The 26,491-nt window shown below is 58.4% G+C and carries 23 protein-coding genes and 4 pseudogenes; 21 read left to right on the top strand and 6 right to left on the bottom strand.

Going from position 1 to position 26,491, the window contains the following annotated elements:
• Window positions 1-74: 74 nt before the first annotated feature.
• Window positions 75-2,171 carry a recombinase family protein gene (locus NBG89_RS29580; protein WP_416065937.1) on the top strand — a complete coding sequence of 699 codons (2,097 nt, stop codon included), beginning with the start codon at window positions 75-77 and terminating at the stop codon, window positions 2,169-2,171.
• Here NBG89_RS29580 and tnpB (NBG89_RS29575) read toward each other — a convergent pair.
• Window positions 2,079-2,285, bottom strand: a complete 207-nt coding sequence (tnpB, locus tag NBG89_RS29575) for an IS66 family insertion sequence element accessory protein TnpB (RefSeq protein WP_431324662.1) — start codon at window positions 2,283-2,285, stop codon at window positions 2,079-2,081. The two genes, NBG89_RS29580 and tnpB (NBG89_RS29575), sit on opposite strands and share 93 nt — an antisense overlap.
• Window positions 2,257-2,517 carry an IS66 family insertion sequence element accessory protein TnpB gene (gene tnpB / locus NBG89_RS29570; RefSeq protein ID WP_431324655.1) on the bottom strand — a complete coding sequence of 87 codons (261 nt, stop codon included), beginning with the start codon at window positions 2,515-2,517 and terminating at the stop codon, window positions 2,257-2,259. The genes tnpB (NBG89_RS29575) and tnpB (NBG89_RS29570) overlap by 29 nt, the downstream gene beginning before the upstream one ends.
• A gap of 395 nt (window positions 2,518-2,912) precedes the next feature.
• Between tnpB (NBG89_RS29570) and NBG89_RS29565 the strand changes: the two genes are divergently transcribed.
• From NBG89_RS29565 to istB (NBG89_RS29540), 6 genes and pseudogenes are all read left to right on the top strand, one after another.
• Window positions 2,913-3,089, top strand: coding sequence for a tryptophan 7-halogenase (locus tag NBG89_RS29565; RefSeq protein ID WP_431324661.1), 177 nt, complete (start codon window positions 2,913-2,915; stop codon window positions 3,087-3,089).
• A 60-nt stretch (window positions 3,090-3,149) separates the two neighbouring features.
• Window positions 3,150-3,512, top strand: a pseudogene (locus NBG89_RS29560) (IS21 family transposase); the annotation flags it as partial.
• A gap of 193 nt (window positions 3,513-3,705) precedes the next feature.
• Window positions 3,706-5,217, top strand: coding sequence for an IS21 family transposase (gene istA, locus NBG89_RS29555; protein WP_416068575.1), 1,512 nt, complete (start codon window positions 3,706-3,708; stop codon window positions 5,215-5,217).
• Window positions 5,218-5,229: 12 nt separating this feature from the next.
• Window positions 5,230-5,985: an IS21-like element helper ATPase IstB gene (gene istB, locus NBG89_RS29550; protein WP_416068576.1), complete on the top strand. Its 756-nt coding sequence runs from the start codon at window positions 5,230-5,232 to the stop codon at window positions 5,983-5,985.
• A 151-nt stretch (window positions 5,986-6,136) separates the two neighbouring features.
• Window positions 6,137-7,066 (top strand): annotated as a pseudogene (gene istA / locus NBG89_RS29545) (IS21 family transposase); the annotation flags it as partial.
• Window positions 7,066-7,866: an IS21-like element ISSme2 family helper ATPase IstB gene (istB, locus tag NBG89_RS29540; RefSeq protein WP_416068524.1), complete on the top strand. Its 801-nt coding sequence runs from the start codon at window positions 7,066-7,068 to the stop codon at window positions 7,864-7,866. The pseudogene istA (NBG89_RS29545) and the gene istB (NBG89_RS29540), both read left to right, overlap by 1 nt.
• Before the next feature lie 325 nt (window positions 7,867-8,191).
• Here istB (NBG89_RS29540) and NBG89_RS29535 read toward each other — a convergent pair whose 3' ends face one another.
• The gene (locus NBG89_RS29535; protein ID WP_416068525.1) at window positions 8,192-9,142 is read right to left on the bottom strand and encodes a LysR family transcriptional regulator; all 951 of its coding nucleotides are present in this window, start codon (window positions 9,140-9,142) and stop codon (window positions 8,192-8,194) included.
• 1,133 nt (window positions 9,143-10,275) lie between these two features.
• Here NBG89_RS29535 and NBG89_RS29530 point away from each other — a divergent pair.
• From NBG89_RS29530 to NBG89_RS29510, 5 genes are all read left to right on the top strand, one after another.
• Window positions 10,276-11,289: a LysR family transcriptional regulator gene (locus NBG89_RS29530; RefSeq protein WP_416068526.1), complete on the top strand. Its 1,014-nt coding sequence runs from the start codon at window positions 10,276-10,278 to the stop codon at window positions 11,287-11,289.
• Window positions 11,290-12,304: 1,015 nt separating this feature from the next.
• Window positions 12,305-12,841: a flavin reductase family protein gene (locus NBG89_RS29525; protein WP_416068527.1), complete on the top strand. Its 537-nt coding sequence runs from the start codon at window positions 12,305-12,307 to the stop codon at window positions 12,839-12,841.
• Between the two features lie 302 nt (window positions 12,842-13,143).
• Window positions 13,144-13,686 (top strand): helix-turn-helix domain-containing protein, encoded by a 543-nt coding sequence (locus NBG89_RS29520; RefSeq protein ID WP_431324654.1) that lies wholly within the window; start codon window positions 13,144-13,146, stop codon window positions 13,684-13,686.
• On the top strand, window positions 13,628-13,903 hold the full coding sequence (locus tag NBG89_RS29515; protein ID WP_431324668.1) for a hypothetical protein: 276 nt from the start codon (window positions 13,628-13,630) through the stop codon (window positions 13,901-13,903). The genes NBG89_RS29520 and NBG89_RS29515 overlap by 59 nt, the downstream gene beginning before the upstream one ends.
• A 427-nt stretch (window positions 13,904-14,330) precedes the next feature.
• Window positions 14,331-15,362, top strand: coding sequence for an IS110 family transposase (locus NBG89_RS29510; RefSeq protein ID WP_431324653.1), 1,032 nt, complete (start codon window positions 14,331-14,333; stop codon window positions 15,360-15,362).
• A gap of 409 nt (window positions 15,363-15,771) precedes the next feature.
• Here NBG89_RS29510 and NBG89_RS29505 read toward each other — a convergent pair whose 3' ends face one another.
• Window positions 15,772-16,986, bottom strand: coding sequence for an IS701 family transposase (locus tag NBG89_RS29505; RefSeq protein ID WP_431324629.1), 1,215 nt, complete (start codon window positions 16,984-16,986; stop codon window positions 15,772-15,774).
• Window positions 16,987-17,419: 433 nt separating this feature from the next.
• On the opposite strand from NBG89_RS29505, the pseudogene tnpA reads away from it, so the two are divergent.
• The 4 genes and pseudogenes from tnpA to NBG89_RS29485 all read left to right on the top strand — a co-directional run bounded on the left by tnpA (window position 17,420) and on the right by NBG89_RS29485 (window position 20,494).
• A pseudogene (gene tnpA / locus NBG89_RS29500) lies at window positions 17,420-17,853 on the top strand (IS66-like element accessory protein TnpA).
• A 56-nt stretch (window positions 17,854-17,909) separates the two neighbouring features.
• On the top strand, window positions 17,910-18,203 hold the full coding sequence (gene tnpB / locus NBG89_RS29495; protein ID WP_112982801.1) for an IS66 family insertion sequence element accessory protein TnpB: 294 nt from the start codon (window positions 17,910-17,912) through the stop codon (window positions 18,201-18,203).
• Window positions 18,204-18,248: 45 nt separating this feature from the next.
• Window positions 18,249-19,907 carry an IS66 family transposase gene (gene tnpC / locus NBG89_RS29490; RefSeq protein ID WP_416068531.1) on the top strand — a complete coding sequence of 553 codons (1,659 nt, stop codon included), beginning with the start codon at window positions 18,249-18,251 and terminating at the stop codon, window positions 19,905-19,907.
• Window positions 19,908-19,909: 2 nt separating this feature from the next.
• Window positions 19,910-20,494, top strand: a complete 585-nt coding sequence (locus tag NBG89_RS29485) for a plasmid pRiA4b ORF-3 family protein (protein WP_416068532.1) — start codon at window positions 19,910-19,912, stop codon at window positions 20,492-20,494.
• Between the two features lie 34 nt (window positions 20,495-20,528).
• Here NBG89_RS29485 and NBG89_RS29480 read toward each other — a convergent pair whose 3' ends face one another.
• Entirely contained in the window at window positions 20,529-20,660 is a 132-nt protein-coding gene (locus tag NBG89_RS29480; protein WP_416068533.1) for a DUF6429 family protein, read from the bottom strand.
• Between the two features lie 56 nt (window positions 20,661-20,716).
• A pseudogene (locus tag NBG89_RS29475) lies at window positions 20,717-21,712 on the bottom strand (IS110 family transposase); the annotation flags it as partial.
• 421 nt (window positions 21,713-22,133) lie between these two features.
• On the opposite strand from NBG89_RS29475, the gene NBG89_RS29470 reads away from it, so the two are divergent.
• The 5 genes from NBG89_RS29470 (at window position 22,134) to nodC (ending at window position 26,462) form a co-directional block, all read left to right on the top strand.
• Window positions 22,134-22,415, top strand: coding sequence for an acyl carrier protein (locus tag NBG89_RS29470; protein ID WP_416068534.1), 282 nt, complete (start codon window positions 22,134-22,136; stop codon window positions 22,413-22,415).
• Window positions 22,416-23,624: a beta-ketoacyl-[acyl-carrier-protein] synthase family protein gene (locus NBG89_RS29465; RefSeq protein ID WP_416068535.1), complete on the top strand. Its 1,209-nt coding sequence runs from the start codon at window positions 22,416-22,418 to the stop codon at window positions 23,622-23,624. It begins immediately after the preceding gene.
• 332 nt (window positions 23,625-23,956) lie between these two features.
• Window positions 23,957-24,547, top strand: a complete 591-nt coding sequence (locus NBG89_RS29460) for a NodA family N-acyltransferase (RefSeq protein WP_416068536.1) — start codon at window positions 23,957-23,959, stop codon at window positions 24,545-24,547.
• Window positions 24,544-25,191 carry a chitooligosaccharide deacetylase NodB gene (gene nodB, locus NBG89_RS29455; protein ID WP_416068537.1) on the top strand — a complete coding sequence of 216 codons (648 nt, stop codon included), beginning with the start codon at window positions 24,544-24,546 and terminating at the stop codon, window positions 25,189-25,191. Before NBG89_RS29460 ends, nodB begins: the two co-directional genes overlap by 4 nt.
• Before the next feature lie 14 nt (window positions 25,192-25,205).
• Entirely contained in the window at window positions 25,206-26,462 is a 1,257-nt protein-coding gene (gene nodC / locus NBG89_RS29450) for a chitooligosaccharide synthase NodC (protein ID WP_416068538.1), read from the top strand.
• Window positions 26,463-26,491: the final 29 nt, after the last annotated feature.

Raw genomic sequence — 26,491 nt, 5'->3', positions numbered from 1 at the left:
CTGCACCGCGGACACAGCGCCGTCGTCCACGTCCTTGCGACAATCGCCATGAGCATCAACGATCGGAGATCACGATGAATGTACATCTCAAAGTCCAGCCTCATCACCTCGAACGCAGCGCCTACCTCTACATCCGCCAATCTTCGATGCGGCAAGTCATCGACAATACCGAGAGCGCCATGCGGCAATATGCGCTTCGCGGGCGCGCTATCGCCCTTGGTTGGCGCGAGGAGCAGATTATCGTCATCGATAACGATCAGGGTGAATCCGGCGCATCGGCGGTCTGGCGCGAGGGATTTCAGCGGCTGGTCAGCGATGTCGGCATGGGGCATGCCGGGATCGTCATGGGCCTGGAGGTCTCCCGTCTGGCCCGCAACAATGCCGACTGGCAGCGTCTGCTGGAGATCTGCGCCCTTGCCGACACCCTGATCCTCGATGAGGACGGCGTCTACGATCCGGCAAGCTTCAACGACCGCCTCTTGCTCGGCCTCAAGGGAACAATGAGTGAGGCCGAACTGCATGTGATCAAGGCCCGGCTGCGCGGCGGCATCCTCAACAAGGCGCGGCGCGGCGAGTTCCGCTGCCCCCTGCCAACCGGGCTGGTCTATGACCATTCCGGCAATGTGGCACTTGAACCAGACATGCAAGTCAGAGAGACGATCGTCCATTTCTTCGAGACGTTCTCTCGCGTCGGATCCGCCTCCCAGACCGTCAAGGCCTTTCGTCAGGAAGGCATTCTCTTTCCCTCACGCCTGCACGACAGCCAGACGGTATTCCGGCCACTGACGACTTCGACGGCGATGCGTGTGCTGCACAATCCACGTTACGCCGGAGCCTATGCCTATGGCCGCCGCCGCTATCGACGCACCATTGATGGCAAGAGGATTGTGCGTGAACAAGATAATGATGATTGGACGGCATGTATTCCAGATGCCCATCCCGGCTACATCAGTTGGGAGCAGCATCAGGAGAACCTGAGGATTCTGAAGTCGAACATCTGCCATAAATGGAACGCGGGGGTCGCATCACCTCCGCGCGAAGGTCCGGCACTGCTGCAGGGGCGGGCCGTGTGTGGGCAATGCGGCAGGCATTTTCGCATGCGCTACGCTGCCCGACGCGGCCGGCAGGAAGCCTGGTACGTTTGTGATCGCGCCCGTAGCGATCGCGGTGAACCCCTGTGCCAGGCGATCGCTGCACCTCCTGTCGACGAAGCCATCGGTATGCTGATCGCCGAGCAGATGACGCCGGCAGCCATCGAACTGGCGATTGAAGTCCGCAAAGAGATCGAAGCGCGACATGAAGAGGCGGATCGGCTGCGCTGTCGCGCGATCGAGCGCGCGCAAACTGAAGCCGATCTCGCCCAGCGCCGTTTCATGCTCGTCGATCCCAATAACCGCCTCGTCGCCGACACGCTCGAAGGCGAATGGAACGAGAAGCTCCGCATCCTGGCCAATGCCCGCGAAGAGCGCGAGCGCGCCCGGGAGCACGAATTCATCCTCGATAAGGCCGTCCACGAGCGGTTGGTCGCAATGACGGCGGACTTCAAAAAACTCTGGACCAATCCAGAGACCCCGAACCGCGAACGAAAGCGCCTGCTTGCCCACATCATCGAGGACGTCACCCTCCTCAAACTACCGAAAAGAGGCACAACCAAGGCTCATATTCGCTTCAAGGGCGGTAAAACCGAGACACTCGTCACCATGAGCCCAAAATCTCCCAGCCAGCAGATCAAGACGAACCCCGATATCATCGCACTGATCGATAACCTCCTCGACAATCATATTTTTTCCGAGATCGCAGAGATTCTCAACGATCAGGGATATCGTCCGGGCTCGGTGACGCGCCGTGACCAGCGCAATGCACGCTTCACAACCAAACGCGTCACCTATCTCGTTCGCGAATATAGGCTGAGATCACGCTATGACCGGCTCCGGGATCGCGGGATGTTGACAAAAAAGGAGGCGGCTGAACACCTCAATATCCATGAACATACACTCGCCAGATGGGCTGAACACGGCCTCGTCACCAGCCACGCCTACAACGGGCACTACTACCTGTACGAGCTTCCGAAGACGGATTTACCGCAAAAGCAATGCAGTCGATGGAACCAGCTCATCGATCGCGTCGCCGCCCGTAAGCAAAATGCCGGACACGCCAAAACCTTCAACTGAATGCGAAAGAGAGATGCAGTATGAATGCAGATCGTTGTAGAATAGGCAGAACCCCTGACCGTCCCACCAGAGAAGCTTGATCCGGTCAGCGCGCTTTCCGCGGAAGCCAAAGATTGCGCCCGAAGCCCGGCGCCTCCTTCACGACCGTTTCGACCAGCGCCGATAGGCCATCGATGCCACGCCGCATATCCGTCACTCCGCAGGCCAGGTAGACCCGCACATTTCCCGATGGCACATCGCCAATGCGAGCACCGGGCTCATCAGCTTCCGCAAGTATCCTCAGCTTCGCCTCGTCCGACCAACGCCGTCTGCGCTCGGTACCGGACATGATCTCTATGCGAGCCATGAAACCTCTTTGCTCTGGTATTAATGTCAGCACTAATGCTGGTTCTAATGCCAGAACATCGCCTGATTTGCCCGATCAGCAAAAACAGCTCACCGGACGCTCACGACATACCGACGATGCGATGATGATGGCGGAGCTCCAGCACCGTATTGGATATCATGTCCAGCCAAGGCACGAGCTTTCGTTCGATCAAGCTATATTGAAACTGCCTGGGTCAACAATGTGGTGGCGCTCGGAACGGCTTTCCGGATTCGTCGAGCCCTGGGGGCTGGCTTACCGCCCATACCTTCGAGCAGTTGAGGAATTTGGAGCGTATTCTCGCCAGCGGAGGCGGAATCGTGCCCGCTCATGTCATCGAAGCCTTCAACAGCGCAAACGTACGATTCTGAACGAGCATCCGCAATTACCTCCGGCTGCACTATGATGGTGGCAGAAATGATACGCCGTTCTGGCGAGAACTAACTTCGGCCGGGTTGCCGAAGAGCTATGCCCAGTTATGGGCCTGCTTTCAAAAACGCACACCGCGCCATATCGATATCGAACCGTATGTCGGAAGCTGTCGGCCGAAATGAGAAACTGACCCCCTAACGAAGCGAAGAACTGACCCCTCGTGTCAAAACGAGGAGAGTTGGATGACGAGCGAGATTTCATTGCATCCTGCATTGTCGCGAACGATGCAGGGCGGGGATATGCTTCAGGCTGATGAGGTGGTGGCAATGTTGCGACTACATGCGCTTGGTTGGGGGGCCAAGCGGCTGTCTAGGGAATTTGGATGTGCGCGCAACACGGTTCGCCGATATTTGCGAGAAGGCGGCGTCTCGCCTTTCAAGAAACCTGCTCGGCGCAGTTCGTTTGACGGGCTGGACGATTGGCTGCGAGAACGTTTTTTCCGTCATGACAGCAATGCGGATGTAATCCGCCAGGAGTTGGCGAGCGAGCACGGAATTGTCATCGGCCTGCGTTCTGTAGAGCTTCGAGTTCGGCAGTGGCGACGTGCGGATTCCGACGTGAAGCCGGCCGCCAATCCGACCAAAGACCGGCCACCATTCCGATTTGAAGCCGGCCACCATTCCAATCAAAATCCGGCCAGTTTTCGACACTGAAGATACCCCCTGGGTCAGCAACTTTGGCATCAATCACCTCGCGATGAACGAGGACATTTTGATGCCGGCAAAGAGAAGGCTGACCATGAGACAATTAAGACAAATGCTTCGGCTTGCCGGAAGCGGGACGAGCTCCCGCGAGATCGCCGTCGTATTGGGAATAGCCCGCAGTACGGTGCAGGATAATCTTCAGCGCGCAGCAGCAGTTGGGTTGAGCTGGCCCCTACCGGGGGAACTGACCGATGACGCGCTCGAGAACAAGCTCTTTGCGCGCAATGGCGTCAAACAGGGCACGAGACGACGCGTCGAACCCAACTGGGCCGAGCTTGCCGTCGAGCTCAAGAAGCCCGGCGTCACCCTGCTTATCCTCTGGGAGGAGTATCGTGGGTCGCATCCAGAGGGTTACGGCTACAGTCGCTTTTGTGAGCTCTTCCGTGGCTTTGAGCAACGGCTTTCGCCGACGATGCGCCAGGAGCATGCGGCCGGCGACAAGGTCTTCGTCGACTATTCCGGCAAGAAGATTCCGATCGTTGATCGCAAGACCGGCGAGATCCGCGAAGCGGAGATATTCGTGGCGGTGCTGGGCGCGTCTAGCTTCACCTATGCGGAGGCGACCTGGACGCAAACACTGCCGGACTGGATCGGCTCACATGTCCGGATGTTCCGCTTCTTTGACGGCGTTCCCCGGCTGATCGTTCCCGACAATCTGAAGTCAGGCGTCAGTCGCGCCAGTTTCTATGATCCCGAGATCAACCGCAGCTACGGCATGATGGCTTCTCACTATGGCGTCGGCGTTCTTCCAGCACGGCCACGAAAGCCCAGGGACAAATCTAAAGTTGAGAACGGGGTCCGTTTTGCCCAATCGTGCATCTTAGGGCGTCTGCGCAATCACACGTTCTTCTCGCTTGCTGAGGCTAATGCTGCCATTGGCCAGGCACTCGATCGCATCAATGATCATGTCATGCGCCGGCTCGGCGTCAGTCGCCGGCAGCTGTTTGAGAGTGTCGAGCGCGCCGCGCTCGCCAATCTTCCCGGTGAAGACTACGAATTCGCCGAATGGCGTTTGGTCCGCGTGTCGACCGATTATCACGTCGAGTTCAAGACCTTCCTCTATTCCGTACCGCATGGCCTCATTCGCCAGCAGGTTGATTTGAGAGCGACGGCACGCACCATCGAGATCTTCCACCGCGGCAAGCGCGTCGCCGTTCATCAGCGGCGGTATGGCGGCACTCGGCATGGAACCGACCCGGATCATATGCCCAGTTCCCATCGGCGATATGCCGAGTGGACACCCGATCGCTTTCGGCGCTGGGCTGCATCCATTGGGCCGCAGACCGAAGGTTTGATCACTGCTGTTCTTGCCAGTCGTCCGCATCCTGAACAGGGCTTTCGAACATGCCTGGGCATTCTGCGCCTGTTTCGCGATATCACGCGAGATCGGGCCGAGGCGGTGTCAGCTCGCGCTGTCGAGATCGGCGGTCTGAACTGCAAGAGCATCGCCTCGCTCCTGGCCAACCACAGGGCCGCGCGCCATTCCACCGAACCGACGGCCATCGTTGATCACGCAAATCTGCGTGGCCCCGACTACTTTCATTGAGGAGACAAACCAATGCTGAGCAATCCCACCATCGACATGCTGCGCGAACTCGGCCTTTACGGCATGGCAACAGCCTTCCAGGAGCTTGACGCACAATCCGAAGCCCGCGGTCTTGAGCATGGAGAATGGCTTTCCATACTGCTCGAACGGGAGGCCACCATGCGCCGACAGAAGCGCTTCGAAGCCCGTGCCAGGGCCGCCAAACTACGCCATGATGCACAGATCGAGAATGCCGACTTTCGGGCCGCTCGCGGCCTCGATCGCAACCTGTTCATGGCGCTTGCCGGCTGCGACTGGATCAGAAAGCATCACAGTCTCCTCGTCACTGGGCCAGCCGGCGTCGGCAAAAGCTGGCTTGCCTGCGCGCTTGGTCACAAAGCATGCCGCGAAGACTTCTCCGTCGCCTATCACCGGGTTCCTCGGCTGTTCGCCACGCTCGCACTTGCAAGAGGCGACGGGCGATACGGCAGGATCCTCAAATCCTTGGCCAAGACCGACCTGCTGATCCTTGATGACTGGGGACCGGAAAAACTCAACGATGATCAGCGGCGCGATCTCCTCGAGATCATCGAAGACCGCTACGAGCGGCGCTCGACGATCATCACCAGTCAGGTGCCCCTGGATCGCTGGTACGAAATCATCGCAAACCCAACGCTTGCCGATGCCATCCTGGATCGCCTCGTTCACAACGCCTATCGCATCGATCTCACCGGCGAAAGCATGCGAAAACAGCGCTCGCCAGTCGCACCCGAAAACACCAAAGCTTGACCTGAAACGAAACCAGATCCAAACATCAGACAGACCCAGGATCAGTCCGAGAAATGGCCGCCTTCAAATCGGAACGCCGGCCGGAATGAAATCGGAATGACTGGCCGGCTTCAAATCGGAATCGATGGCCGGCTTCGTCGGAATACGCACGCGACGGGAGTTGAAGGCACAGAAGCGTGCGACAGTTCGGTTCGAAACTCCACCAGGTCGCCAGTTGCAAATCGACTTTGGCCAGACGCGCGTATGGATCGGCGGTGAGCGGCTTCGGGTGTACGTGTTTGTCGCAACGTTGGGTTACTCGAGACGCATCCATATCCGAGCCTCGTTGCGAGAGGGGCAAACCGACTGGTTCGAAGGAATGGAAGGTGCGTTCCTTCGATTTGGCGGCGTTCCCAATGAGGTGTTGCTGGATAATGCGAAGCCGCTGGTCGAACACCACGATGCGGTCAGCCGGGAGGTGCGGTTCAATGCGCGATTGCATGCCTTTGCTCGTTACTGGGGCTTCACCCCACGAGCTTGCGCACCATATCGCGCCCGTACGAAGGGCAAGGACGAGCGCGGAGTCGGCTACGTCAAGAAGAACGCGATCGCCGGTCGCCGGTTCGAGAGCTGGGCATCGTTCGAGGCGCATCTGGCCCGGTGGATACGCGAGGTTGCCGACCAGCGTGAACACGGCACGACCGGCGTAGCGCCGACGGAACGCTTTGCTGCGGAGGCTGACGCGCTTCGTCCGCTGGCTGGCCGCGCACCGTTCGGACAATTGCGCGATCTCGTGCGCAAAGTTCAGGCGGACTGCGCGATAGACCTAGACACGAACAGCTATTCGGTACCTTGGCGCCTAATCGGCGAGAGCGTTCAAGTCGTTGTGCTGGCAGGCCGTGTGATCATCCGTCACGCGGGCCAGGTAGTGGCCGATCATGCTCTCTGCCAGGGACGGCGACAACGGATCGTGGACCGGTCCCATTTTGTTGGCGTGGCTGGTAGCGAAGGACTGGTGCGCACAGCTCCAGTTGAGATAGCGCCAGCCGCCTTGCTGCGGCCGCTCGCCGAATACGAGGCGGTTGTTGGAGGAGGCTGGTGATGACGAACGTGGATCACGACCTGCTCATCGCAACACTCGATCGACTGAAACTGACGGCGATCCGCGATCAGCTCGACACTCTGCTTGACGAGGCGGCCCGCTCGAAGATGAACTTGCGCGAAGCTCTGGCATTCCTGGTATCGCGAGAGATTGCCCGGCGCGATGAGCGGCGCATCTCCATGTCGAGCAAGCTGGCGCAGTTCCCGTTCGTGCGCGAACTCGACGGCTTTGACTTCGAGGCGCAGCCGTCGCTTGATCATGGGCAAATCAGGGAACTGGCGACCTGCCGCTGGATCGCTCACGGCGATACGGTCCTATTCCTTGGGCCTCCTGGTACGGGTAAAACCCACCTTGCTGTCAGCCTTGGCCGCGAGGCGATACGTCAGAACTACAACGTGCAGTTCGTGACCGCTGCCACGTTGGTAGCGATGCTGGCCAAAGCACACAACGATGGTTCGCTCGACAAGCAATTGACGATCTTGTCGCGGCCGAAATTGCTGATCATCGACGAGCTCGGCTATCTTCCGTTCGAAGCCAACGCCGCCCACCTGTTCTTCCAATTGGTCTCTCGGCGCTATGAGAAGGGATCAATCCTGATCACCTCCAACCGCTCTGTGGGAGAATGGGGAAGCGTCTTTGGTGACCCAGTGGTTGCCACGGCGATACTGGACCGCCTGCTTCATCATTCGACCGTGATCACCATCCGAGGCGACAGCTATCGGCTTCGCGAAAAGCGCCGCTCCGGCCTTCTGCAGAAGGCCGGAGCGGCGCTTGAACCAAACGAAACGACCAATCAATGAAGGGGGTCAAATCTTCGTTTCGCCCAAGGGGTCAATTCCTCGCTTCGCTTGACAGAAGCGGGTGGCAAAGCCTATTCCGTCAGATCGATTGGCTCTCGGTGGCGGCCCCTCTTGGGGTAGTGCCGCCGGCGGCGGCGCGCGCCGAGCTCGGCCAGCTCTTCTTCGAATGGCAAGGCGAGGACCAGCCAGACCTGCTAGAAGGAGCCAAGTCGACGAGCAGACCACGTAATGGATGGCTACATTAAGTGCAAGGGCGAGAAGGGCCTCGTGCAGCGGCGACACCTAGCACACCATGAGAACTGTCAAAGTCTGTGAAATGCATTTCTCAAACGCCGCTGGGCCCAGGACGTCCGCTGGCGTTAGTCAGGGCAGCCATGCGACCGGCCTCCTGTAGCAAAATCTCTTGCATCCAAATGCTTGCCTGATCCCTGTTGCGACGGGCGGGCCACTGGACGGCCATGGTAAATGCTGGAAGTGCCAGCGGGAGCTCGACGATCCGCAAGGGAATTAACTTTGCGAAATGACAGGCGAGCCGCAAGGGTATGGTCGCTATACGCTCGGTCCCTGACAGCAGCGGCGGGATCAAGCTGAAGCCGGGCGCGACGACCTCAATGCGCCTCTTTAGACCGTGCTCGACCAGTAACCATTCTTCGATGGAGGGCTTCAGCGCAGGCCCGAACTTGGCTACAACATGCCCCATCGACAGGTATTTCTCAGGGGAAAGCTGCTGTGAAAGTTGTTTGTTCATGGCGCAGCCCACGCAGACGAGTGTCTCCTCAAACAGTCTCGCTTGGGGATGCGCGTTCGACATGAACTGCTCAGGAAGGATTAGGAAATCGATTTCACCGCGCCGGAGTAGCTCATTGGGTTCATCGGCGGGAGCCAGCAATTCAAAGCCGACGGCTGGAGCCTCCCGCGCCACACGCTCTACAACCTTTTCGAAGAAGACAAGTGTCACGAAATCGGACACAATAATTCTGAAACGTCGCTCGGACATGGCAGGATTGAACACGTCGCATGAAATGATGGAAAACTGAATATGAAGCAGAACATCGCGGACTGCGGGGGCAAGGGCTTTGGCACGCGGAGTTGGGAGGAATTTGCGGCCCTGCATTGTAAACAGCTCATCACCGAAATAGGTGCGTAGCCGGGCGAGAGCAGAACTCATGGCCGGCTGACTGAGGTTAATGCTACGTGCAGCTGCGGTGACGCTTTGTTGTGACATCAGAGCATCGAACGCAACTAGAAGATTGAGATCGAGGCCCTTAAAACGCATGCTTTGACGTGTCCACAGTGCGGGTCATTGACATCCAAACAGTAACTCTTATTGCCAAATGACGCCGTCGGGGTAACGGCGCTCAGGGCAAGTCACGGGTCTCTATGAAACCGCGAAACAGGGATCAGGCGCTCAGTAGAACTCAACCTGGCGTGTCTTAGACACCCTCATGCGAATGGGCGCTCGACCACAACGTGGCCGAGTCAATTTGACCGCAGCTAATCGTCATGATCATTTTAGCGGCGATGCAATTGCCATGAAGTGCGTGGCTGAATAGGCACCCGCGCGTCAAGATTCAGAATAGCTTTTGGTGTCGTGCAGCCTTGGTCTAGCGTATGGCCGCCTTGGTGCGTCAGCTCGCCGGCAGAGCACGCAGCCCCCATTTGTGCGTCCCACCGCCCACTGCTAAACCGCATCATCTTTGTTGGGCCTGGCTCCGGGCTGCAATGTCGTGGACACATCAATGGGATCTCTCTCCGATAAATGAATAGTAAGGACATCCTAGTGCTTTCTGACGTTTCCTTGCCATGCAAACTTCAAATCCCAACATGCGCTGCGGACATGATTGAGGAACTCCTTGCGAAGAAGCGTTAGCGAAACAGCGCTGGCGTAGGGCTCATCAACGCGGCCGGACAGGGCCGCTGGCGCGACACAGGTCCTGAGCGTCGGAGGTGAGGGCCTCCAGTTAGTACGAGCACATTGACCAAGAAGCATGAAAACGAATGTATCCATGGCGTGGATGACAGCCATGCGAAACTCGATTTTTGCACTCTCGGGGAATTCGACTAGAAAGGCGTGTGCACTATCGCAGGCAAAGTGGAATCACGCCGAGAGGCATTGTTGCAAAGGGATCATAATTGGCAGTTCGGGCATCCAATAAACTGAGTTCAGGAAACGAATATAATTTCGGCATATGTCGGGCATGCTGTTTTGGCGCGTTGAGCTAAACTCAAGTTAGGGAATGCCTGCAAATGTCTATACCGCGCCGGACCCTTGAACGCATCGTCATAGCCTAAGTGCTTCCAACCGACCCGCCGTTCGCTATCGTGAAAGGCGGAGGAAGGATTTTCTTAATCCCTCGCAAACGGCCAAGGGTGTGGGGTGAGAACATCATTGTCCGAGGAGAGAAAATTATGGATCACTCCGTTTGGAAGAGGTCACATTCGTTCATCGTTGACGGTGACGCCGCACAGCAACGACAGATGCCGAGCTTGACATCAATCGACCTGAACCTGCTGGTGGAGCTCGAAGCGCTATTGCAGTACCGGAATATAACACATGCGGCCCAACACATCGGCCGAAGTCAACCGGCAATGAGCCGGGCACTATCAAGACTGCGTGGCATGTTCAATGACGATCTGTTGGTTCGCGGCTCGCGCGGTTTGGTGCCGACGCCGCGGGCCGAACGCCTGGGCAATATGCTGCCGTCTGTATTGAACGCGATCCGCGAAATGGTGAATCGTAGCTTAACCCCCAGAGACATGCGCTGGAAGGCAACTATCGCGATTCCCGACCATCAAGCGCTCATCTTGCTTCCGCGTCTATTGCCCCGTCTGCAGGAGCGTGCACCTCATCTCGACATCGTCACCAATCCGCTGTTGGACTGTGCGCTGCGGCGGCTTGAGCAAGGTGAGATTGATTTAGCTGTTGGGCAGATCAGTGCCGCACCGCCGGGCTTCTTGCGGCGTAAGCTTTACGCGGACCGCCTCACCTGTCTGCTACGCCACGACCACCCAGTGCTAGAGCGAGAGTGGAGCATAAGTGCCTTCGCTGAGTTGCGTCACGCCTCCATTTTGTCAGACGCCAACGACCGCTTCGGTCAGGTCTATGACGAACTTTCCAAGCTGGGGATATTGGGCCGGTATCCGATCGCGGTCTCCAATGTGCTGACGGCGGCAGTTGTGATTGCGGCGACCGATCTTGTCCTCGTCATGCCGCATCGCATCGCTACCCAGATCGCTACCATGCTGCCGCTCGCGGTTCTCCATCCTCCCGTGGACCTGACGCCATATGAGGTTGCGTTGATCTGGCACGAGCGTTCCCATCGTGACCCGGAACATCAGTGGCTCCGCCACGAAATCGCCGCGGCAGCGCGACCTGACCGGAACGCACCAAACGACAAATCAAGGGGTGAGGAGACTGAATGATAGGCTTTGGGCTTTTGGACCGGGCGCGTCTCTCAGGAAGCCGGCCGCAGGACAATGCCCTCGGGCACCTCGCCTGCAGTGGCAAGAGGCCAGAGTGCAATCGGCAACGTGCAGGCAAGCGCCGCGATCATTTCTTCCAGTGGTTTTGCGGTCGTAGGCACGCTTTCGTCGAATCAGCGGGCACGGCGCCGTCCTTCTGGAACTGGAGAAAGCGCCAAGCGAGCTGAATAGTGCCACGCCGCACAGGCACTGCCGGTGCGCGCGCGAGCCCCTTCTCGCGGCGGCGCTATCGGGCCCAGGCACACCAGCGATGCTGGATATAAGGCTTCTGCAAAGGCTCACATTTGATCGCGGGAACAAATGTGGCGGCCGGACATTGCACCTAGGTTATCTCGATCAGAGTAACGAGTATGCCACCGTGGTCAAGAGCTGTGAGGGAAGGGCCTGTGGCAAACGGCTTTGCCATCAAAGTGGCTCAAATCCTGCGCTCGCGCTGCCCGAACGCACCGGGTCTGAGACTGAATATCTTAAGCGACTGAAGCACCCGGAGCTAATAGCGACTGCCTCGCTATTAGCTCTCACCAAGGTGTGCCCATCCATCGCACGCCTCAACTCGCGCAGGCTGGTCGCGCTTTTCTAGCGCCCTCACACCAGACGTTTCTACGGAGCTCAAGGTCGACGCTCCATAAGCCCGATGGGTAAGCCGACGCTTTTGTGCAATTGAAATGCTTGTCGCTGGCCTCGCGACATCGAACCTGGCACAAATCCGGACTTCGCGAAGGCCTGTTCGGCAAGGGCGATCAAGCTCTGCTATGATTACGCGAACCTGATGCATGCCTTGGCGCATTCACGGCACCGATGGTTGCCATGCAAACAAGCGATTTCTCGCATCTCGCCGCATGCTGCATAATCCTGCGACAGCACCATAGATCGCAGCAATGGGCACGCTGTTTCGTTTACCCCGTTGGGTGAGGCGGCTCGAGGAAGATTGCTTCCTAAACAAAGGAGTAATCCCATGCCGGACCAGTTGCACGTGCACACCGACATAGTGATCCGCAATGGCGCAGACCCGGTGAACTCCGACGCCCTGAAATGTGCTTTGCGCAGGATGGGCGGTGGCGTTAGCATCATCACCGCAGGGGAGGGTGAAGAGCGTACAGGAGCAACTGTTACTTCCGCGACTGCCCTCTCGATCGAGCCACCATGCATGCTCGTTTCCCTCAATCGTTCCTCGTCGACGTGGCCTGCAGTCGCGCGGTTCGAGCATTTTTGCGTCAACATCCTGGGCCACGCCCACGAGATACTGGCGAACCAGTTCGCCGGTCGAGGCGGGCTGAAAGGCGCGGAACGCTATCGCGGTGCTGAGTGGACGCAATTGATCAGCGGCGCGCCTGTCCTTAAGGATGCCGTGGCGGCCGTGGACTGCAAGGTTGAGGAAGCCATAGAACGATACAGCCATGTAATTGTGCTCGGCCGCGTCGTCGGCATTTGCATCGGCAACGGCGGCTCATTGGTTTATCGTGGCGGCCGCTATTTTCCACTAGCCGAGTAATGAGAGAGGCGAAGCTCACCGTGTTGAAGCTTTGGGCCTAATCGGGCCGCGAAGTCCTTGCCCTTATGGAGTTCCTACGCATCCGCTTTGCATTCACGAAAAGCGTACCATAGCCGCCGAGATTGCCCCCTGCACATGCACGATGGAGATGGCGGAAGCCTTGGGAGAAGCCAGCGCGACCATTGCTTCGATCCTTTGTTCAACACAGGTCAACCGGCTCTAGGACTGAGCAGCAGATCGGCGCTGCCGTGGAAAATCTGCGCCAACATGGAATGATAGCAACGACCCGAGCTGAAGGAGGTTTGGATGGCAGGGATTGCAGTCACAGGGATGGACCTGACGGCGGCGCAAGTTCGGGCTGCTGCAGCGAAGATGCGGGATGCCCTGGGGCGCGTCGGATGCTGGCGACTGCTCTGGTCTTGGAGGGCGTCGACCATAAGACGGCGGCCGAGACCTGTGGCATGGATCGCCAGACGCCGCGCGACTGGGTCCATCGCTACAATGCGGACGGGCTGAGCGGGCTTTCCAACCGTAGGTCACCGGGGCGCCCGCCATGGCTGACGCCGGCGCAGAAGGCCGCGTTGGTGGCGCTGGTGGAACAAGACCCCGATCCCGAGCGCTACGGCGTAATGCGCTGGCGGCGCAAAGACCTGAAGCGACGGATCGAGGAGATGCTCGGGGCTGTCATGCAGGAGCGCACTGTGGCCGCGCAACTGGCCGAACTCGCGTTCGTGCGGCTGACGCCGCGTCCCCGTCACCCGAAGCCAGGGGAAGGGACCCAGGGGGATGCAAAAAGACTTCCCCGCCGCAGTGGCAGAAATCGCCGGTGGCCTCGCCAAGGGTAAAATGATCGAATTGGTTCGAGTGTATGGTTCGCCTCCGCTTTGCAAGAAGAAACGACAGTCCCGTCAGATCCTGCTTCAGCGAATCCGGCTTATTTGGGCGAAATTGCCCAAGCCACAATGGGAGCCGCTGGAATGCCAGCCAACATGCGCCGGAACAAGCCTGGAAGGCGACGAAACGCTTTTGGCCATTTTGTTCGAAGAACGTGATCAGCCGTGATCTGGTGAATTATTGACGAAAAACGATGTCGGCCCCGATCTGCCTGATTTGCATGCGGTGGCTCCTTCTTTTTGGATGACGAAGCGTAGTCGCCCGAGAGGAGGCGACCTCATTCAAAAACATGAGGCAAATCGGCCAATAAGGAACATTGATACGGGTCTAGCCCCACGTGGAGCCTGTTCGCGCGGCCGCGGGACCGGCTACAAATGCCTACACCTTCGCCACCGTCTGCCCGGCGCGCCGCCCTAGCTTTCCGGTTTCGGCCCGGATTTCCTGCGGCTGGGGTCTCGAACCTGGCGCCCCAGCTCTAGATGCCGTAATGGGCCGGCGTCTCATGAGTAGCCAGTTGGGTGGCTGTCCCTCAGAATGATGATGTTTGGAAACGAGGTCCGAGCGATCGGCCTCAAGCATCATGAGAGGAACAGCCATGGAATATTATGCAGGAATCGACGTCTCGCTGAAAGAGAGCAGCGTGTGCGTGGTCGACGCGACGGGCAAGTTGGTTCGCGAGGTCAAGGTAGGCAGCGAGCCTGAATGCCTGGTCGGGTATTTTGATCAACTGGACTTTCCGGTAGAGCGCATCGGCCTTGAAGCGGGGCCGTTGTCCCAATGGCTACACGCGGCTCTCGTTGCTGCGGGTCATGAGGTGGTTTTGCTGGAAACGCGGCATGTGAAGGCGGCGCTTTCGGCGATGACGGTGAAGACCGACCGCAAGGATGCACGGGGGATCGCGCAACTGCTCCGCATGGGGTGGTATCGTCCGGTCCACGCCAAATCGTCGCCGGCCCAGGACACTCGGGCTCTCCTGGTTGGCCGCAAGCTTCTGCAATCCAAGCTGCTCGACGTCGAGCTCAGCATCCGGGGTATCCTGCGTGGCTATGGATTAAAGGTCGGCGAAGTCAGCCGAGGGCGTTTCGAGGCGCGCATCCGCGAACTGATTGCAGGGCATGCGATATTGTCGATGGTGATTGACGCGATGCTGACGGCGCGAGCAGCGCTGTGGAGCGAATTTACGAAGCTGCACCGCGAGATGCTCAGGATCGCCCGCGCCGACAGAGTTTGCCAACGGCTGATGAGTGCGCCGGGTGTCGGTGCCTTGGTTGCGCTGACCTACCGCTCCGCGGTCGATGATCCAGCCCGGTTCGAAAAGTCCAGCACAGTGGGTGCCTACTTCGGGCTGACGCCGAAGAAATATCAATCCGGCGAAACTGATCGCGATGGCGGTGTCAGCAAGGTCGGCGACGCGATGGAGCGAACCGCATTGTTCGAGTCTGCGCACATAATGCTGACGCGGGCGACGCGCTTTTCCAGTCTAAAGCGCTGGGCGCTCGATGTGGCCAGGCGTCGCGGGATGAAGCGCGCGAAGGTTGCCCTCGCACGCAAACTGGGTGTCGTACTTCACCGCATGTGGATGGATGCGACGGACTTTCGCTGGAGCGCAAACCCTATGGCGGCATGAAGAGAGCTACGTGATTGACGCGGGCAAGTGCAAGGCTTGCGTCTGATGAGGTCCCGTCGCTGGGACGCAGGCTTGGCAAGGTCGTGTGTAGTGCTGTGACCGCTTCGGCGAAGCACGCTTTCTAGATTGACCTGTCGGCTTGTTGATCTGATGGCATAGTGTGGCGGTCTTCGTGCTGACCACGGACAGAAGCATGGCCTCAGCGACGAGATAATCATTCAGAGGGACTTGACGAACAAAGGCCCATTACAGAAGCATTACAGTTGCATTTTAGTTTTCAGATGAGCTCGTCGAGCGGCGGCCTGATGGGCTCGCCTCCAGCATGACCATGCGATGATGTAGGCTGGCTTTATGCGACGCTTGGCAAGCCTGGTGGCAATGCGCCGGATTTCCTGGACGGACCAGCGGATCAGATCTTGATGGTCGGCATCCTCGGTCTTTTTTGGGGTGTCGCGTCGTTGGCGCGGTACCGGATCACTGCCAGCATGGCGAATGCGAGCATGACGAGGGAGACGTGGCGATGCCAGCCATGCCATGATCGGGTCTCATTGTGATCGAGACCAAGCTCGTTTTTGGCAGTCTCGAAGCTGTCTTCGATCGCCCAACGATGGCCTTCCACCGTCACCAGCTTTTCCATGGACGTGCCAACCGGGCACCATGTGGAGAAGAAAGCAAGATCGCCATCGGCGATGCTGCGGCGGATCAGCAGTCCGCGTGTCCAGATACCGGGGAATGCCGCGTCGAAAACATCGGCGTCGAGATCGGCCAGTTCGAGATATGCCCAATCATGCAACCGTGCGCCTTTTGTGCCATCGCCTGCCGACAGGCGTCGCCAGAAATTCTCAGGCAGGGCTTCAGCGATGTCCTTCGCCGTGCCGGCCACAGCAAGCGGCTTACCCCAGGAGCGGAAGGGATGGTTGGCGTTCACGCCCAGCACATAGCCCTTGGCGGCTCGCTTGAGTGCCATTTCGATGTCGCCCACGCCATAAACACTATCGGCAGCCACCCAGGAAAACGGCGCATCCGAAGCGATCGCCCGCTCGATCATCGTGAGCGCCAATGCCGGATTGGTCAGAAAGCCGATATTGTCCGGCACATGGGTCCTGGCCATACGTTCCCGGTCATCCGTCCAGGCTTTCGGCAGATAGAGTGCCCGGTCGATGAAGGCATGACCATGCAGGGAGACATACGATGCGAACACGCCGATCTGGCAATTGGTGATCTTGCCCGCCGAACCTGTATATTGCCGACCGACCCCGCAGGACGCCTTGCCTTGCTTGAGAAAACCAGTCTCGTCGATCACCAGGACTGCATCAGGATCAGCCAGTGTCTCAAGGACATAGCCACGAACGATGTCGCGCAAAGCATCCGCATCCCAGTGTCCCCGGCCCAAAATCGCCTGTTGCCGCCACGGGCCGGGATCGCCAGCCGCTTCCGCGCGCATCCATCCCGTCTTGCGCCGCTCGTCACCCAGCAAGCCGTCCAGAAAAAGGTTTGCCGATGCGGCAACGCGCTCCTGCGTAAACAATCCGCTCATACGACCCTTCACCTCGCGCAGCGAGGATGCCCAAAGCTCCAGCGTCGTCTCTATCGATGCACCAATCATCCATGACCTCCGAATCATGGAGACCTATAGATTCAGGCAATGCAAATAAATGCAACTGTAATGCTTCTGTAATGGGCCTTTGTTCGTCAAGTCCCTCTGAATGATTATCTCGTCGCTGAGGCCATGCTTCTGTCCGTGGTCAGCACGAAGACCGCCACACTATGCCATCAGATCAACAAGCCGACAGGTCAATCTAGAAAGCGTGCTTCGCCGAAGCGGTCACAGCACTACACACGACCTTGCCAAGCCTGCGTCCCAGCGACGGGACCTCATCAGACGCAAGCCTTGCACTTGCCCGCGTCAATCACGTAGCTCTCTTCATGCCGCCATAGGGTTTGCGCTCCAGCGAAAGTCCGTCGCATCGTATCCGTCCGAGCGAGACCGCCTTTGAATATTGGATAAAACTGTTCAGACCCTGTCCTTATTCCCAGGCATAAGGACAGTTGGGCAGATGGAGATTTTTGAAGGGGACAGCGGGTCTCGGGTGAGCCGTCTTGAGGTGATCAACACCGGACGGCGGCGTCGATTTACTGAGGATGAGAAGCTGCGGATTGTCGCAGAAAGCTTTGCGGGGAGAGGCCGGGCGTCGGCCACGGCCCGTCAGTACGGCATCAGCCGCTCGCTGTTAAACCGTTGGCGCAATCGGTTCGCCAGGGTTTGCACAGCCAGAAACAAACCGATGGTTTTGTGCCGGCGTTCGTCATGCCGGAAACTTTTGTGCCGGTGAAGCAGGTCACTCCACCTGCTGCGATGGAGCATCCGGTAGCGCCTCCTTCCGGCCGCATGGAGATTGTCGCGGCGAACGGCCGTCGTGTGGTCGTGGACGGCAGCGTCGACGTTGAGGCGCTGCTGCGGATCATGCGGGGTCTGGAGACGTTGCGGTGATCACGCTTCCTTCCGGTCAAAATGTGCGGGTGTGGATTGCAACGGGCCATACCGACATGCGGTGTGGGTTTCCATCGCTTGCGTTGCGGGTGCAGGAGGTGCTGAAACTGAACCCTCTGGACGGCAATCTTTTTGTATTCCGCGGTCGTAGCGGATCGCTGATAAAAGTGATCTGGAGTGACGGCCAGGGGAGCTGCCTTTTTACAAAAAAGTTGGACCGCGGCCGGTTCGTCTGGCCGTCTGCGGAAGGCGGCGCGATCGCGATATCACCCGCGCAGCTGAGTTATCTTCTGTCCGGGATCGACTGGAGGCACCCTCAAGAAACCTGGCGGCCGACGAAGGTCGGCTAGCATTATTCAATTGAAAATACAGGGGAAATCTGATCGAATGGCTTCATGATCTCAAAGCCTGTCGATCTTCCTGTGGATGTTGTTGGCGCTTACCTGGCGCTGCTTGGCGAGCATGAAGCCTTGCAGGCTAAACACGCTATCGCAGTTGCGGAAGCGGCCAATGCGCAGGCGATGCTCTCTGACAACGAGGCGCTGATCGTTGCTCTGGAATTGAAGATCGAGAAGCTCAGGCGCGAGTTGCGAGGCCAGCGCTCTGAACGCACGGCGCGCCTGCTCGACCAGTTGGAACTGCAGCTCGAGGAACTCGTGACGGCGGCGACGGAGGACGAGGTCGCGGCACAGGCAGCAAGCGCCAGAACCTCGAGCGTACGTTCGTTCACGCGCAAACGACCGGTGCGCAAGCCATGGCCGGACGATATCGAGCGCGAACGTATCGTCATCGAGCCGCCGACGACTTGCGCCTGCTGTGGTGGTTCACGCTTGTCGAAGCTGGGCGAGGACGTCACCGAGACGCTGGAAGAGATTCCGCGCCGGTTCAAGGTGATCGAGACGGTGCGGGAAAAGTTCACGTGCCGTGACTGTGAGGCGATCAGTCAGACGCCGGCACCGTTCCATGCCACGCCGCGCGGCTTCATCGGTCCTCATCTGTTGGCGACGATCCTGTTCGACAAGTTCGGCATGCACAGCCCGCTCAACCGGCAGAGTGCCCGGTTCAAATGCGAGGGGATCGATCTTTCGACCTCGACGCTGGCCGACCAGGTCGGGTACGCAACAGCCGCTCTCATGCCTGTCTTCGATCTGATCGAGGCGCATGTCTTTGCGGCCGAGCGTCTTCACGGTGATGACACCACCATTCCCATTCAGGCCAGGGACAAATGCACGACCGGACGCATATGGACTTACGTATGCGATGACCGGCCATTCGGGGGAACAGCGCCGCCAGCCGCAATCTATTATGCGTCGAGTGACCGGCGCGGCGAACATCCGCAGAAGCACCTGGCCAGATACGGCGGCATTCTACAGAGCGATTGCTACAATGGCTTCGAGCCGATCGCTGTTGCCGCAACGAAAGAGGTGCCGATCACCTTCGCCTTTTGCCATGCGCATGCGCGGCGTAAATTCTTTGAGCTGGCCGATATCCAGAAGAATGCGCGGGATCGCAAACGCAAGGGCAAGCCGATCTCGCCGATCGCGCTTGAGGCCGTCAAGCGCTACGACGAATTGTTCGGGATCGAGCGGCAGATCAACGGATTGAGTGCCGAAGAACGACTGGCTGCGCGGCAGGAGAGAAGCAAGCCGCTGTTCGATGACATGCACGAGTGGTTGACGAAGGAACGCGCCACGCTCAGCAGATCGTCCGAGGTCATCGAGCCGATCGATTACATGCTCAAGCGCTGGGAGGGCTTTGCCCTCTTCCTCGAAGACGGTAGAGTTTGTCTCACGAACAACGCAGCCGAGCGGGCGCTGAGAAGTGTCGCATTGGGAAGACGGAACTGGACCTTCGCCGGTTCCCAGCGTGGGGCCGATCGTGCCGCTGTCATGCTGACCGTCATCACCACCTGCCGCCTCAACGATGTCGACCCAAAGGCGTGGCTTGCCGATGTCCTGGCTCGCATCGCCGACCATCCTGTGACGCGCCTGCACGAACTGCTGCCCTGGGAGTGGAAACGTGCATCGCCGGCAACCGTAATGCTGGCGGCCTGACGATGGTGGCTTCTGCCGTCCGCCTGAAGGTCACCCTCGATCATGTCGAGCCGATAGTGATGCGGCGCGTTGTCGTACCGTTCACCATCAGGCTCAGTCGGCTGCACGAGGTATTGCAGGCGGCGATGGGCTGGACCAACAGCCACCTTTACGAATTCCGCATGCGTGACGTCGGCTTTGGTTTGCCAGACGAGGAATGGGGGGATGGTCCGATCGATGCCCGCAGGGTCTCGCTGCTGTCGGCAGTCCAGGACACCGGTGCGAAATCGTTCAAATACCTTTACGACTTTGGCGACGGTTGGGAACACAGCATCAAGATCGAGCGCACCTTTCCTGCAGTCGGCACGGAAGGACCGATGCTCCTCGAAGCAACGGGACACTGCCCGCCTGAAGACGTGGGTGGTCCATGGGGTTATCAGGAGTTCCGCGAGGCGCTTGCGGATCCGGCGCACGAGCGACATGCCGAAATCCTCGAATGGTGGGGCAGCAGCGATTACAATCCCAACAGCGCCAACTTCTCGCAGCTCAACAAAGCCGTCGATGACCTCGCCGCAAAATGGGTCCGAAAAGCGCGCCGCAAAACCTGAACACCGGGCTGTGGGTGAAAGCCGAAACTGGATTTTACCGTGTAAACAACCGGCGGAATAGTTCTTCCGAACGCCGTAGACCTTCGTCCGTCAGGACCAGCGACTTCGACTTGTTCAACGGATCACACAGGACCGCGTCATCGATTTTGTCCTCGTCGATCTCCATTCTGCTATGCTACCACGCGCGAGACCCCAAGTCCCGCGGCCCACCTCGGATGGATACGTCGCATCCATCCACATGCGGTGAAGTACGACACCCAGTTTGCGTGCGAGGGCAACCTTCGCGCGCTTCATCCCGCGACGCCTGGCCACATCGAGCGCCCAGCGCTTTAGACTGGAAAAGCGCGTCGCCCGCGTCAGCATTATGTGCGCAGACTCGAACAATGCGGTTCGCACCATCGCGTCGCCGACCTTGCTGACACCGCCATCGCGATCAGTTTCGCCGGATTGATATTTCTTCGGCGTCAGCCCGAAGTAGGCACCCACTGTGCTGGACTTTTCGAACCGGGCTGGATCATCGACCGCGGAGCGGTAGGTCAGCGCAACCAAGGCACCGACACCCGGCGCACTCATCAGCCGTTGGCAAACTCTGTCGGCGCGGGCGATCCTGAGCATCTCGCGGTGCAGCTTCGTAAATTCGCTCCACAGCGCTGCTCGCGCCGTCAGCATCGCGTCAATCACCATCGACAATATCGCATGCCCTGCAATCAGTTCGCGGATGCGCGCCTCGAAACGCCCTCGGCTGACTTCGCCGACCTTTAATCCATAGCCACGCAGGATACCCCGGATGCTGAGCTCGACGTCGAGCAGCTTGGATTGCAGAAGCTTGCGGCCAACCAGGAGAGCCCGAGTGTCCTGGGCCGGCGACGATTTGGCGTGGACCGGACGATACCACCCCATGCGGAGCAGTTGCGCGATCCCCCGTGCATCCTTGCGGTCGGTCTTCACCGTCATCGCCGAAAGCGCCGCCTTCACATGCCGCGTTTCCAGCAAAACCACCTCATGACCCGCAGCAACGAGAGCCGCGTGTAGCCATTGGGACAACGGCCCCGCTTCAAGGCCGATGCGCTCTACCGGAAAGTCCAGTTGATCAAAATACCCGACCAGGCATTCAGGCTCGCTGCCTACCTTGACCTCGCGAACCAACTTGCCCGTCGCGTCGACCACGCACACGCTGCTCTCTTTCAGCGAGACGTCGATTCCTGCATAATATTCCATGGCTGTTCCTCTCATGATGCTTGAGGCCGATCGCTCGGACCTCGTTTCCAAACATCATCATTCTGAGGGACAGCCACCCAACTGGCTACTCATGAGACGCCGGCCCATTACGGCATCTAGTCTAGGCGCGCATCCGCTCCATCCGCCTCAACAAAGAGATCCTTCCATCCAGGGTATGGATGGCTGCAATCGAAACAATAGATTTTTCTTATCCCCATCAATGCTGCATAGCAAAAGCAACTGATGCTCAGGGCAATGGCAACCCTCGATGGTCTCGATGCTCAGCCAAGATCCGGCCGGCTCACATCCGATTTCCATTCACAATCGGCTTGATCGACGGCACGAGCTTGCTGGGTTCAATTCAGCAACGAGTTCAGGATCAGGCGGCGTCTAAATTGAAACTTATGATGAAAGGAACAGTATGTCTGATCAACTTGCTAGGGAGGTTATTGCCACAATCAACAATCGCGCGCTAGCGGAGCGAGATGAGTCGACAACCGCCACTCCGAGCGCCGAATTGACTATGGCAACCGAGTTGACCTCGCTCGGCCTCGATTCTCTTGCGTTCGCTGATATCCTCTGGGACCTTGAGCAAGCCTACAACATCAAGATCGAGATGAATACGGCGGATGCTTGGTCGAACCTACAGACGGTCGGCGATGTGGTCGTGGCTGTCCGAAGCTTGCTTGCCAAGGAGGCTTGAATGGATGGGCGCGTCGTTATCACCGGAGTTGGTGGGTTGTGCGGGCTCGGTACGGATGCCGCCTCTATCTGGCGTAGCATGTGTAAAGGCGTCTCCGCCATCGGGCCGATGGCCAATCCTCAGCTCCGTGAGCTGGCGGGTGTCGTTGGCTCTGAGATCAAGACGTTGCCGAAGCACGACATCAGTCGAAGGCAGCTCGCGACCATGGACCGCTTCAGTCTTCTTGCCGTGCTTGCCGCGCGAGAAGCAATGCAACAGGCCGGGCTCTCCGGTGAAGAAGGAAATCCGCACCGCTTTGGTGCCGCCGTTGGCGTCGGTGTCTGCGGCTGGGAGGCGATTGAGGAGAATTACCGCGCACTCCTTCTGAGTGGCGCGAAGCGGGCTGAAGTTCTTACGGCGCCAAAGGTGATGCCTTGCGCAGCTGCCGGCCAGGTCAGCATGCAATTCGGTCTGCGCGGACCAGTTTTTGGCGCAACGTCTGCCTGCGCTTCGGCTAATCACGCGATTGCTTTGGCGGCGGATCAGATCAGGCTTGGACGGGCCGACATCATGCTCGCCGGCGGCAGCGATGCGCCGCTTGTGTGGGGCGTGCTGAAATCATGGGAGGCTCTGCGCATACTTGCCCCGGACACTTGTCGCCCCTTCTCCGCGGACCGCAAGGGAGTGGTGCTTGGAGAGGGTGCAGGCATGGCCGTCTTGGAAAGCTATGAGCACGCTTCACGACGTGGCGCATCTATCCTCGCTGAGATCGCCGGTATCGGCGTTTCGGCGGATGCCTTCGACATTGTGGCGCCGGCGGCTGAGGGACCCGAAGCAGCGATGCGCGCCTGTCTCAAAGATGCGAGGTTGAATGTTGACGACGTCGATTATCTTAATGCGCACGGCACTGGCACCAAAGCGAATGACGAAGTCGAGACGGCAGCGATCAAGCACGTCTTCAGTAAGCGCGCATATTCAATGGCGATCTCGTCTACCAAGTCCATGCACGCACATTGCCTGGGTGCGGCGAGCGCCCTCGAAATGATTGCGTGTGTGATGGCGATCCGCGAAGGGATCGTTCCGCCCACGGCAAATTACAATGAACGCGACCCCAATTGCGATCTCGACGTCACGCCAAATGTTGCGCGTGAAAGGAAGATTCGAATAGCGCTAAGCAACGCCTTTGCCATGGGGGGCCTGAACGCAGTTCTAGCGTTCAGGGAAGTATAGCAACGACCGCGAGTTTACCATCTCGGCTTTACCGAAGCTAGAGTAGCAAGACATCCATGCGCAGCTCCAACTGGACCATCTGCGTTCGGAAAAAGTTTGATGCTTGATTAACCAAAGCACGCAGGAGCTGCAAGTGGAGAAGAAACCGATCGCGGGCCAAACAGGTTCTGCACATATGCTCCATCCACGGGATGGATGAGTTTCATCCAAACAATCAATTTCACTGATTGCAGCCATTACTGCATAGAACTAATACCACTGGTTATTCATATGCTGCATACTAGACGCGTGCGGATAACCGCAAGTTTTGCCAGAAGCATAGAGAGACAAAAATGCCTGCTGACGTGCAATGGAAACTTTGTTGGGAAAATGAGCTGCAGGTCGATGATCACGCAGAACTTTCTGCATTCTTTCGTAATACCTACGGGCCGACAGGCGCGTTCAATGCAATGCCCTTCGAAGGTGGCCGGAGTTGGGCCGGAGCGCGGCCTGAAATGCGCGTGATTGCTTACGACTCGCATGGCGTTGCCGCCCACATGGGCATGTTGCGGCGTTTCATCAAGGTCGGCGAGGTGGATCTCCTGGTGGGGGAACTGGGGTTGTGGGGAGTGCGTGCCGATCTTGAAGGACTTGGGCTTAGTCATTCAATGTTTACGCTGTATCCGGAGTTGCAGCGGCTCGGCGTCCCATTCGCGTTCGGCACGGTTCGGCACGCGCTGTACAAGCACGTTGAGAGACTGTGCCGCGGCGGTATTGCGACCATCCTCCCAGGGGTCCGCGTCCGCTCCACTCTCCCAGAGGTCTACCTCGATCTGCCAGCCACGCGAATTGAGGACCCCCTCGCTGTCGTGTTTCCCATAGCGCGCTCAATGAACGAGTGGCCTTCCGGCACGCTAATTGATCGTAATGGCCCAGAGCTATGAAACAGCTGGATTGTAGTTGCAAAGTCTCGGGCAACAGCGCCAACCGTAGCGTTTATCTGACGTTCGACGACGGACCAAACCCATATTGCACGCCTGATATCCTGGATGTTCTGGCGGAGCAACGCGTACCCGCTACGTTCTTCGTCATCGGTGCTTATGCCGCGGATCAACCAGAACTTATCCGACGAATCGTTGCCGAAGGGCACGAGGTTGGCAACCATACTATGACCCATCCGGATCTGACGACATGCGGAATCGAGGAAATAAAATATCAGATCACCGAAGCAAGAGAGGCCATCAAGTCGGCCTCTCCTCAGGCTGAACCCAAGTTTATCCGCGCTCCATACGGGCTCTGGAACGAAAACGTGCTAAGCATCTCAGCGCGCATGGGGCTCCAAGCTGTACATTGGTCCGTAGATCCGCGGGACTGGTCGCGCCCTGGTGTCAACGCCATTGTTGATGCAGTGCTGGCTTCAGTCGAGCCAGGCGCCATCGTGCTGTTGCACGACGGGTGCCCCCCTAACGAGCTTGTAGGACACAAGCTTTCTGGCTTGCGCGACCAGACGCTCATGGCGCTTTCCCGTGTCATTACCGGGTTGCACGACCGTGGTTTTGTCATCCGAACGCTCTCCCAGGATAATTAACGGACGGTATCTGCATGGATCTATTTGGTACAGCCGGCACGGTGGCAATTTCGTTGTATGCGCTTCTTTCTGGCGTCTATAAGGGCATGCAGGTCCTGTATGCCCCAACGGCAAGTTCTTTTTCTGCCTCTTCCGAAAGCCCCCCCCCCTCCGCCGCGCTGGCAAGCGTCGACGTGATTGTTCCCTGTTTCAATGAACACCCGGACATTCTCTCGGCGTGCCTCGAGTCTGTCGCAAATCAGGATTATTCTGGGCAGCTGCAGGTTTTTGTGGTAGATGATGGTTCTACAAACCGCGAGGACCTCGCACCCGTACACAACACATATGCGGGAGATCCGCGGTTCAACTTCATTCTGCTCCCTACAAATGCCGGAAAGCGCAAGGCGCAGATCGCCGCGATACGCCGCTCATCCGGTGACTTGCTTCTAAACGTCGACTCAGACACCACGCTTGCTCCCGACATGGTCACGAAGCTCGTCCACAAGATGCGCGATCCATCGATAGGCGCGGTTATGGGACAATTAGTAGCCAGAAATCGCAGCGACACATGGCTGACACGACTGATCGACATGGAATACTGGCTGGCCTGCAACGAGGAGCGGGCGGCACAGGCACGTTTTGGTGCGGTGATGTGCTGTTGTGGTCCATGCGCCATGTACCGCCGATCTGCACTGCTTTTGGTGCTCGACCAATACGAGACGCAACTGTTTCGCGGCAAAACAAGCGATTTTGGTGAGGACCGTCATCTTACAATCCTAATGCTCAAAGCTGGTTTTCGGACCGAGTATGTTGCGGATGCCATTGCAGCCACAGTCGTGCCAGACCGGCTCGCATCGTATCTGCGCCAACAGTTGCGCTGGGCGCGCAGCACCTTCCGAGACACGTTGCTAGCGCTGCGCTTGTTACGCAGGCTTGACCGGTATCTAACATTGGACGTGATCGGGCAGAATCTCGGGCCGCTGCTTCTTGCTGTGTCGGTATTGATGGGGCTTGCGCAGATTGCGGTGGCAGCCACGATACCGTGGTCGACGATAACGATGATAGCATTCATGACGGTGGTGCGCACCTGTGTGGCTGCGCTTCGCGCTCGCCAGCTTCGATTTCTAACTTTCGCTGCCCACACGCCAATCAACCTTTTCCTCATTCTTCCCCTTAAAGCATATGCGCTGTGTACGTTAAGCAATAGTGCTTGGCTCTCTCGCACTGATGTCTTGCAACCCCCCCCCCGCAGCGCGGAAACATCATCCCTTAAATCTCTACCGATGGATTAACCTTTTCGCGAGCATCCGAAGTCTTGGTC

The sequence above is a fragment of the Rhizobium sp. YTU87027 genome (assembly GCF_050644135.1).
GTDB lineage: Bacteria > Pseudomonadota > Alphaproteobacteria > Rhizobiales > Rhizobiaceae > Rhizobium.
Note: the sequence above shows the minus strand (reverse complement) of the source record. Positions and strands in the feature narration are given on the sequence as shown.

What these genes read in the sequence shown, in the direction of transcription:
- NBG89_RS29580 (WP_416065937.1), top strand. Translation starts at nt 75, where the DNA reads ATGAATGTACATCTCAAAGTCCAGCCTCATCACCTCGAACGCAGCGCC.
- tnpB (WP_431324655.1), bottom strand. Translation starts at nt 2,517, where the DNA reads ATGGCTCGCATAGAGATCATGTCCGGTACCGAGCGCAGACGGCGTTGG.
- istA (WP_416068575.1), top strand. Translation starts at nt 3,706, where the DNA reads ATGAGACAATTAAGACAAATGCTTCGGCTTGCCGGAAGCGGGACGAGC.
- istB (WP_416068576.1), top strand. Translation starts at nt 5,230, where the DNA reads ATGCTGAGCAATCCCACCATCGACATGCTGCGCGAACTCGGCCTTTAC.
- istB (WP_416068524.1), top strand. Translation starts at nt 7,066, where the DNA reads ATGACGAACGTGGATCACGACCTGCTCATCGCAACACTCGATCGACTG.
- NBG89_RS29535 (WP_416068525.1), bottom strand. Translation starts at nt 9,142, where the DNA reads ATGCGTTTTAAGGGCCTCGATCTCAATCTTCTAGTTGCGTTCGATGCT.
- NBG89_RS29530 (WP_416068526.1), top strand. Translation starts at nt 10,276, where the DNA reads ATGGATCACTCCGTTTGGAAGAGGTCACATTCGTTCATCGTTGACGGT.
- NBG89_RS29525 (WP_416068527.1), top strand. Translation starts at nt 12,305, where the DNA reads ATGCCGGACCAGTTGCACGTGCACACCGACATAGTGATCCGCAATGGC.
- NBG89_RS29515 (WP_431324668.1), top strand. Translation starts at nt 13,628, where the DNA reads ATGCAAAAAGACTTCCCCGCCGCAGTGGCAGAAATCGCCGGTGGCCTC.
- NBG89_RS29510 (WP_431324653.1), top strand. Translation starts at nt 14,331, where the DNA reads ATGGAATATTATGCAGGAATCGACGTCTCGCTGAAAGAGAGCAGCGTG.
- NBG89_RS29505 (WP_431324629.1), bottom strand. Translation starts at nt 16,986, where the DNA reads ATGATTCGGAGGTCATGGATGATTGGTGCATCGATAGAGACGACGCTG.
- tnpB (WP_112982801.1), top strand. Translation starts at nt 17,910, where the DNA reads ATGCGGTGTGGGTTTCCATCGCTTGCGTTGCGGGTGCAGGAGGTGCTG.
- tnpC (WP_416068531.1), top strand. Translation starts at nt 18,249, where the DNA reads ATGATCTCAAAGCCTGTCGATCTTCCTGTGGATGTTGTTGGCGCTTAC.
- NBG89_RS29485 (WP_416068532.1), top strand. Translation starts at nt 19,910, where the DNA reads ATGGTGGCTTCTGCCGTCCGCCTGAAGGTCACCCTCGATCATGTCGAG.
- NBG89_RS29480 (WP_416068533.1), bottom strand. Translation starts at nt 20,660, where the DNA reads ATGGAGATCGACGAGGACAAAATCGATGACGCGGTCCTGTGTGATCCG.
- NBG89_RS29470 (WP_416068534.1), top strand. Translation starts at nt 22,134, where the DNA reads ATGTCTGATCAACTTGCTAGGGAGGTTATTGCCACAATCAACAATCGC.
- NBG89_RS29465 (WP_416068535.1), top strand. Translation starts at nt 22,416, where the DNA reads ATGGATGGGCGCGTCGTTATCACCGGAGTTGGTGGGTTGTGCGGGCTC.
- NBG89_RS29460 (WP_416068536.1), top strand. Translation starts at nt 23,957, where the DNA reads ATGCCTGCTGACGTGCAATGGAAACTTTGTTGGGAAAATGAGCTGCAG.
- nodB (WP_416068537.1), top strand. Translation starts at nt 24,544, where the DNA reads ATGAAACAGCTGGATTGTAGTTGCAAAGTCTCGGGCAACAGCGCCAAC.
- nodC (WP_416068538.1), top strand. Translation starts at nt 25,206, where the DNA reads ATGGATCTATTTGGTACAGCCGGCACGGTGGCAATTTCGTTGTATGCG.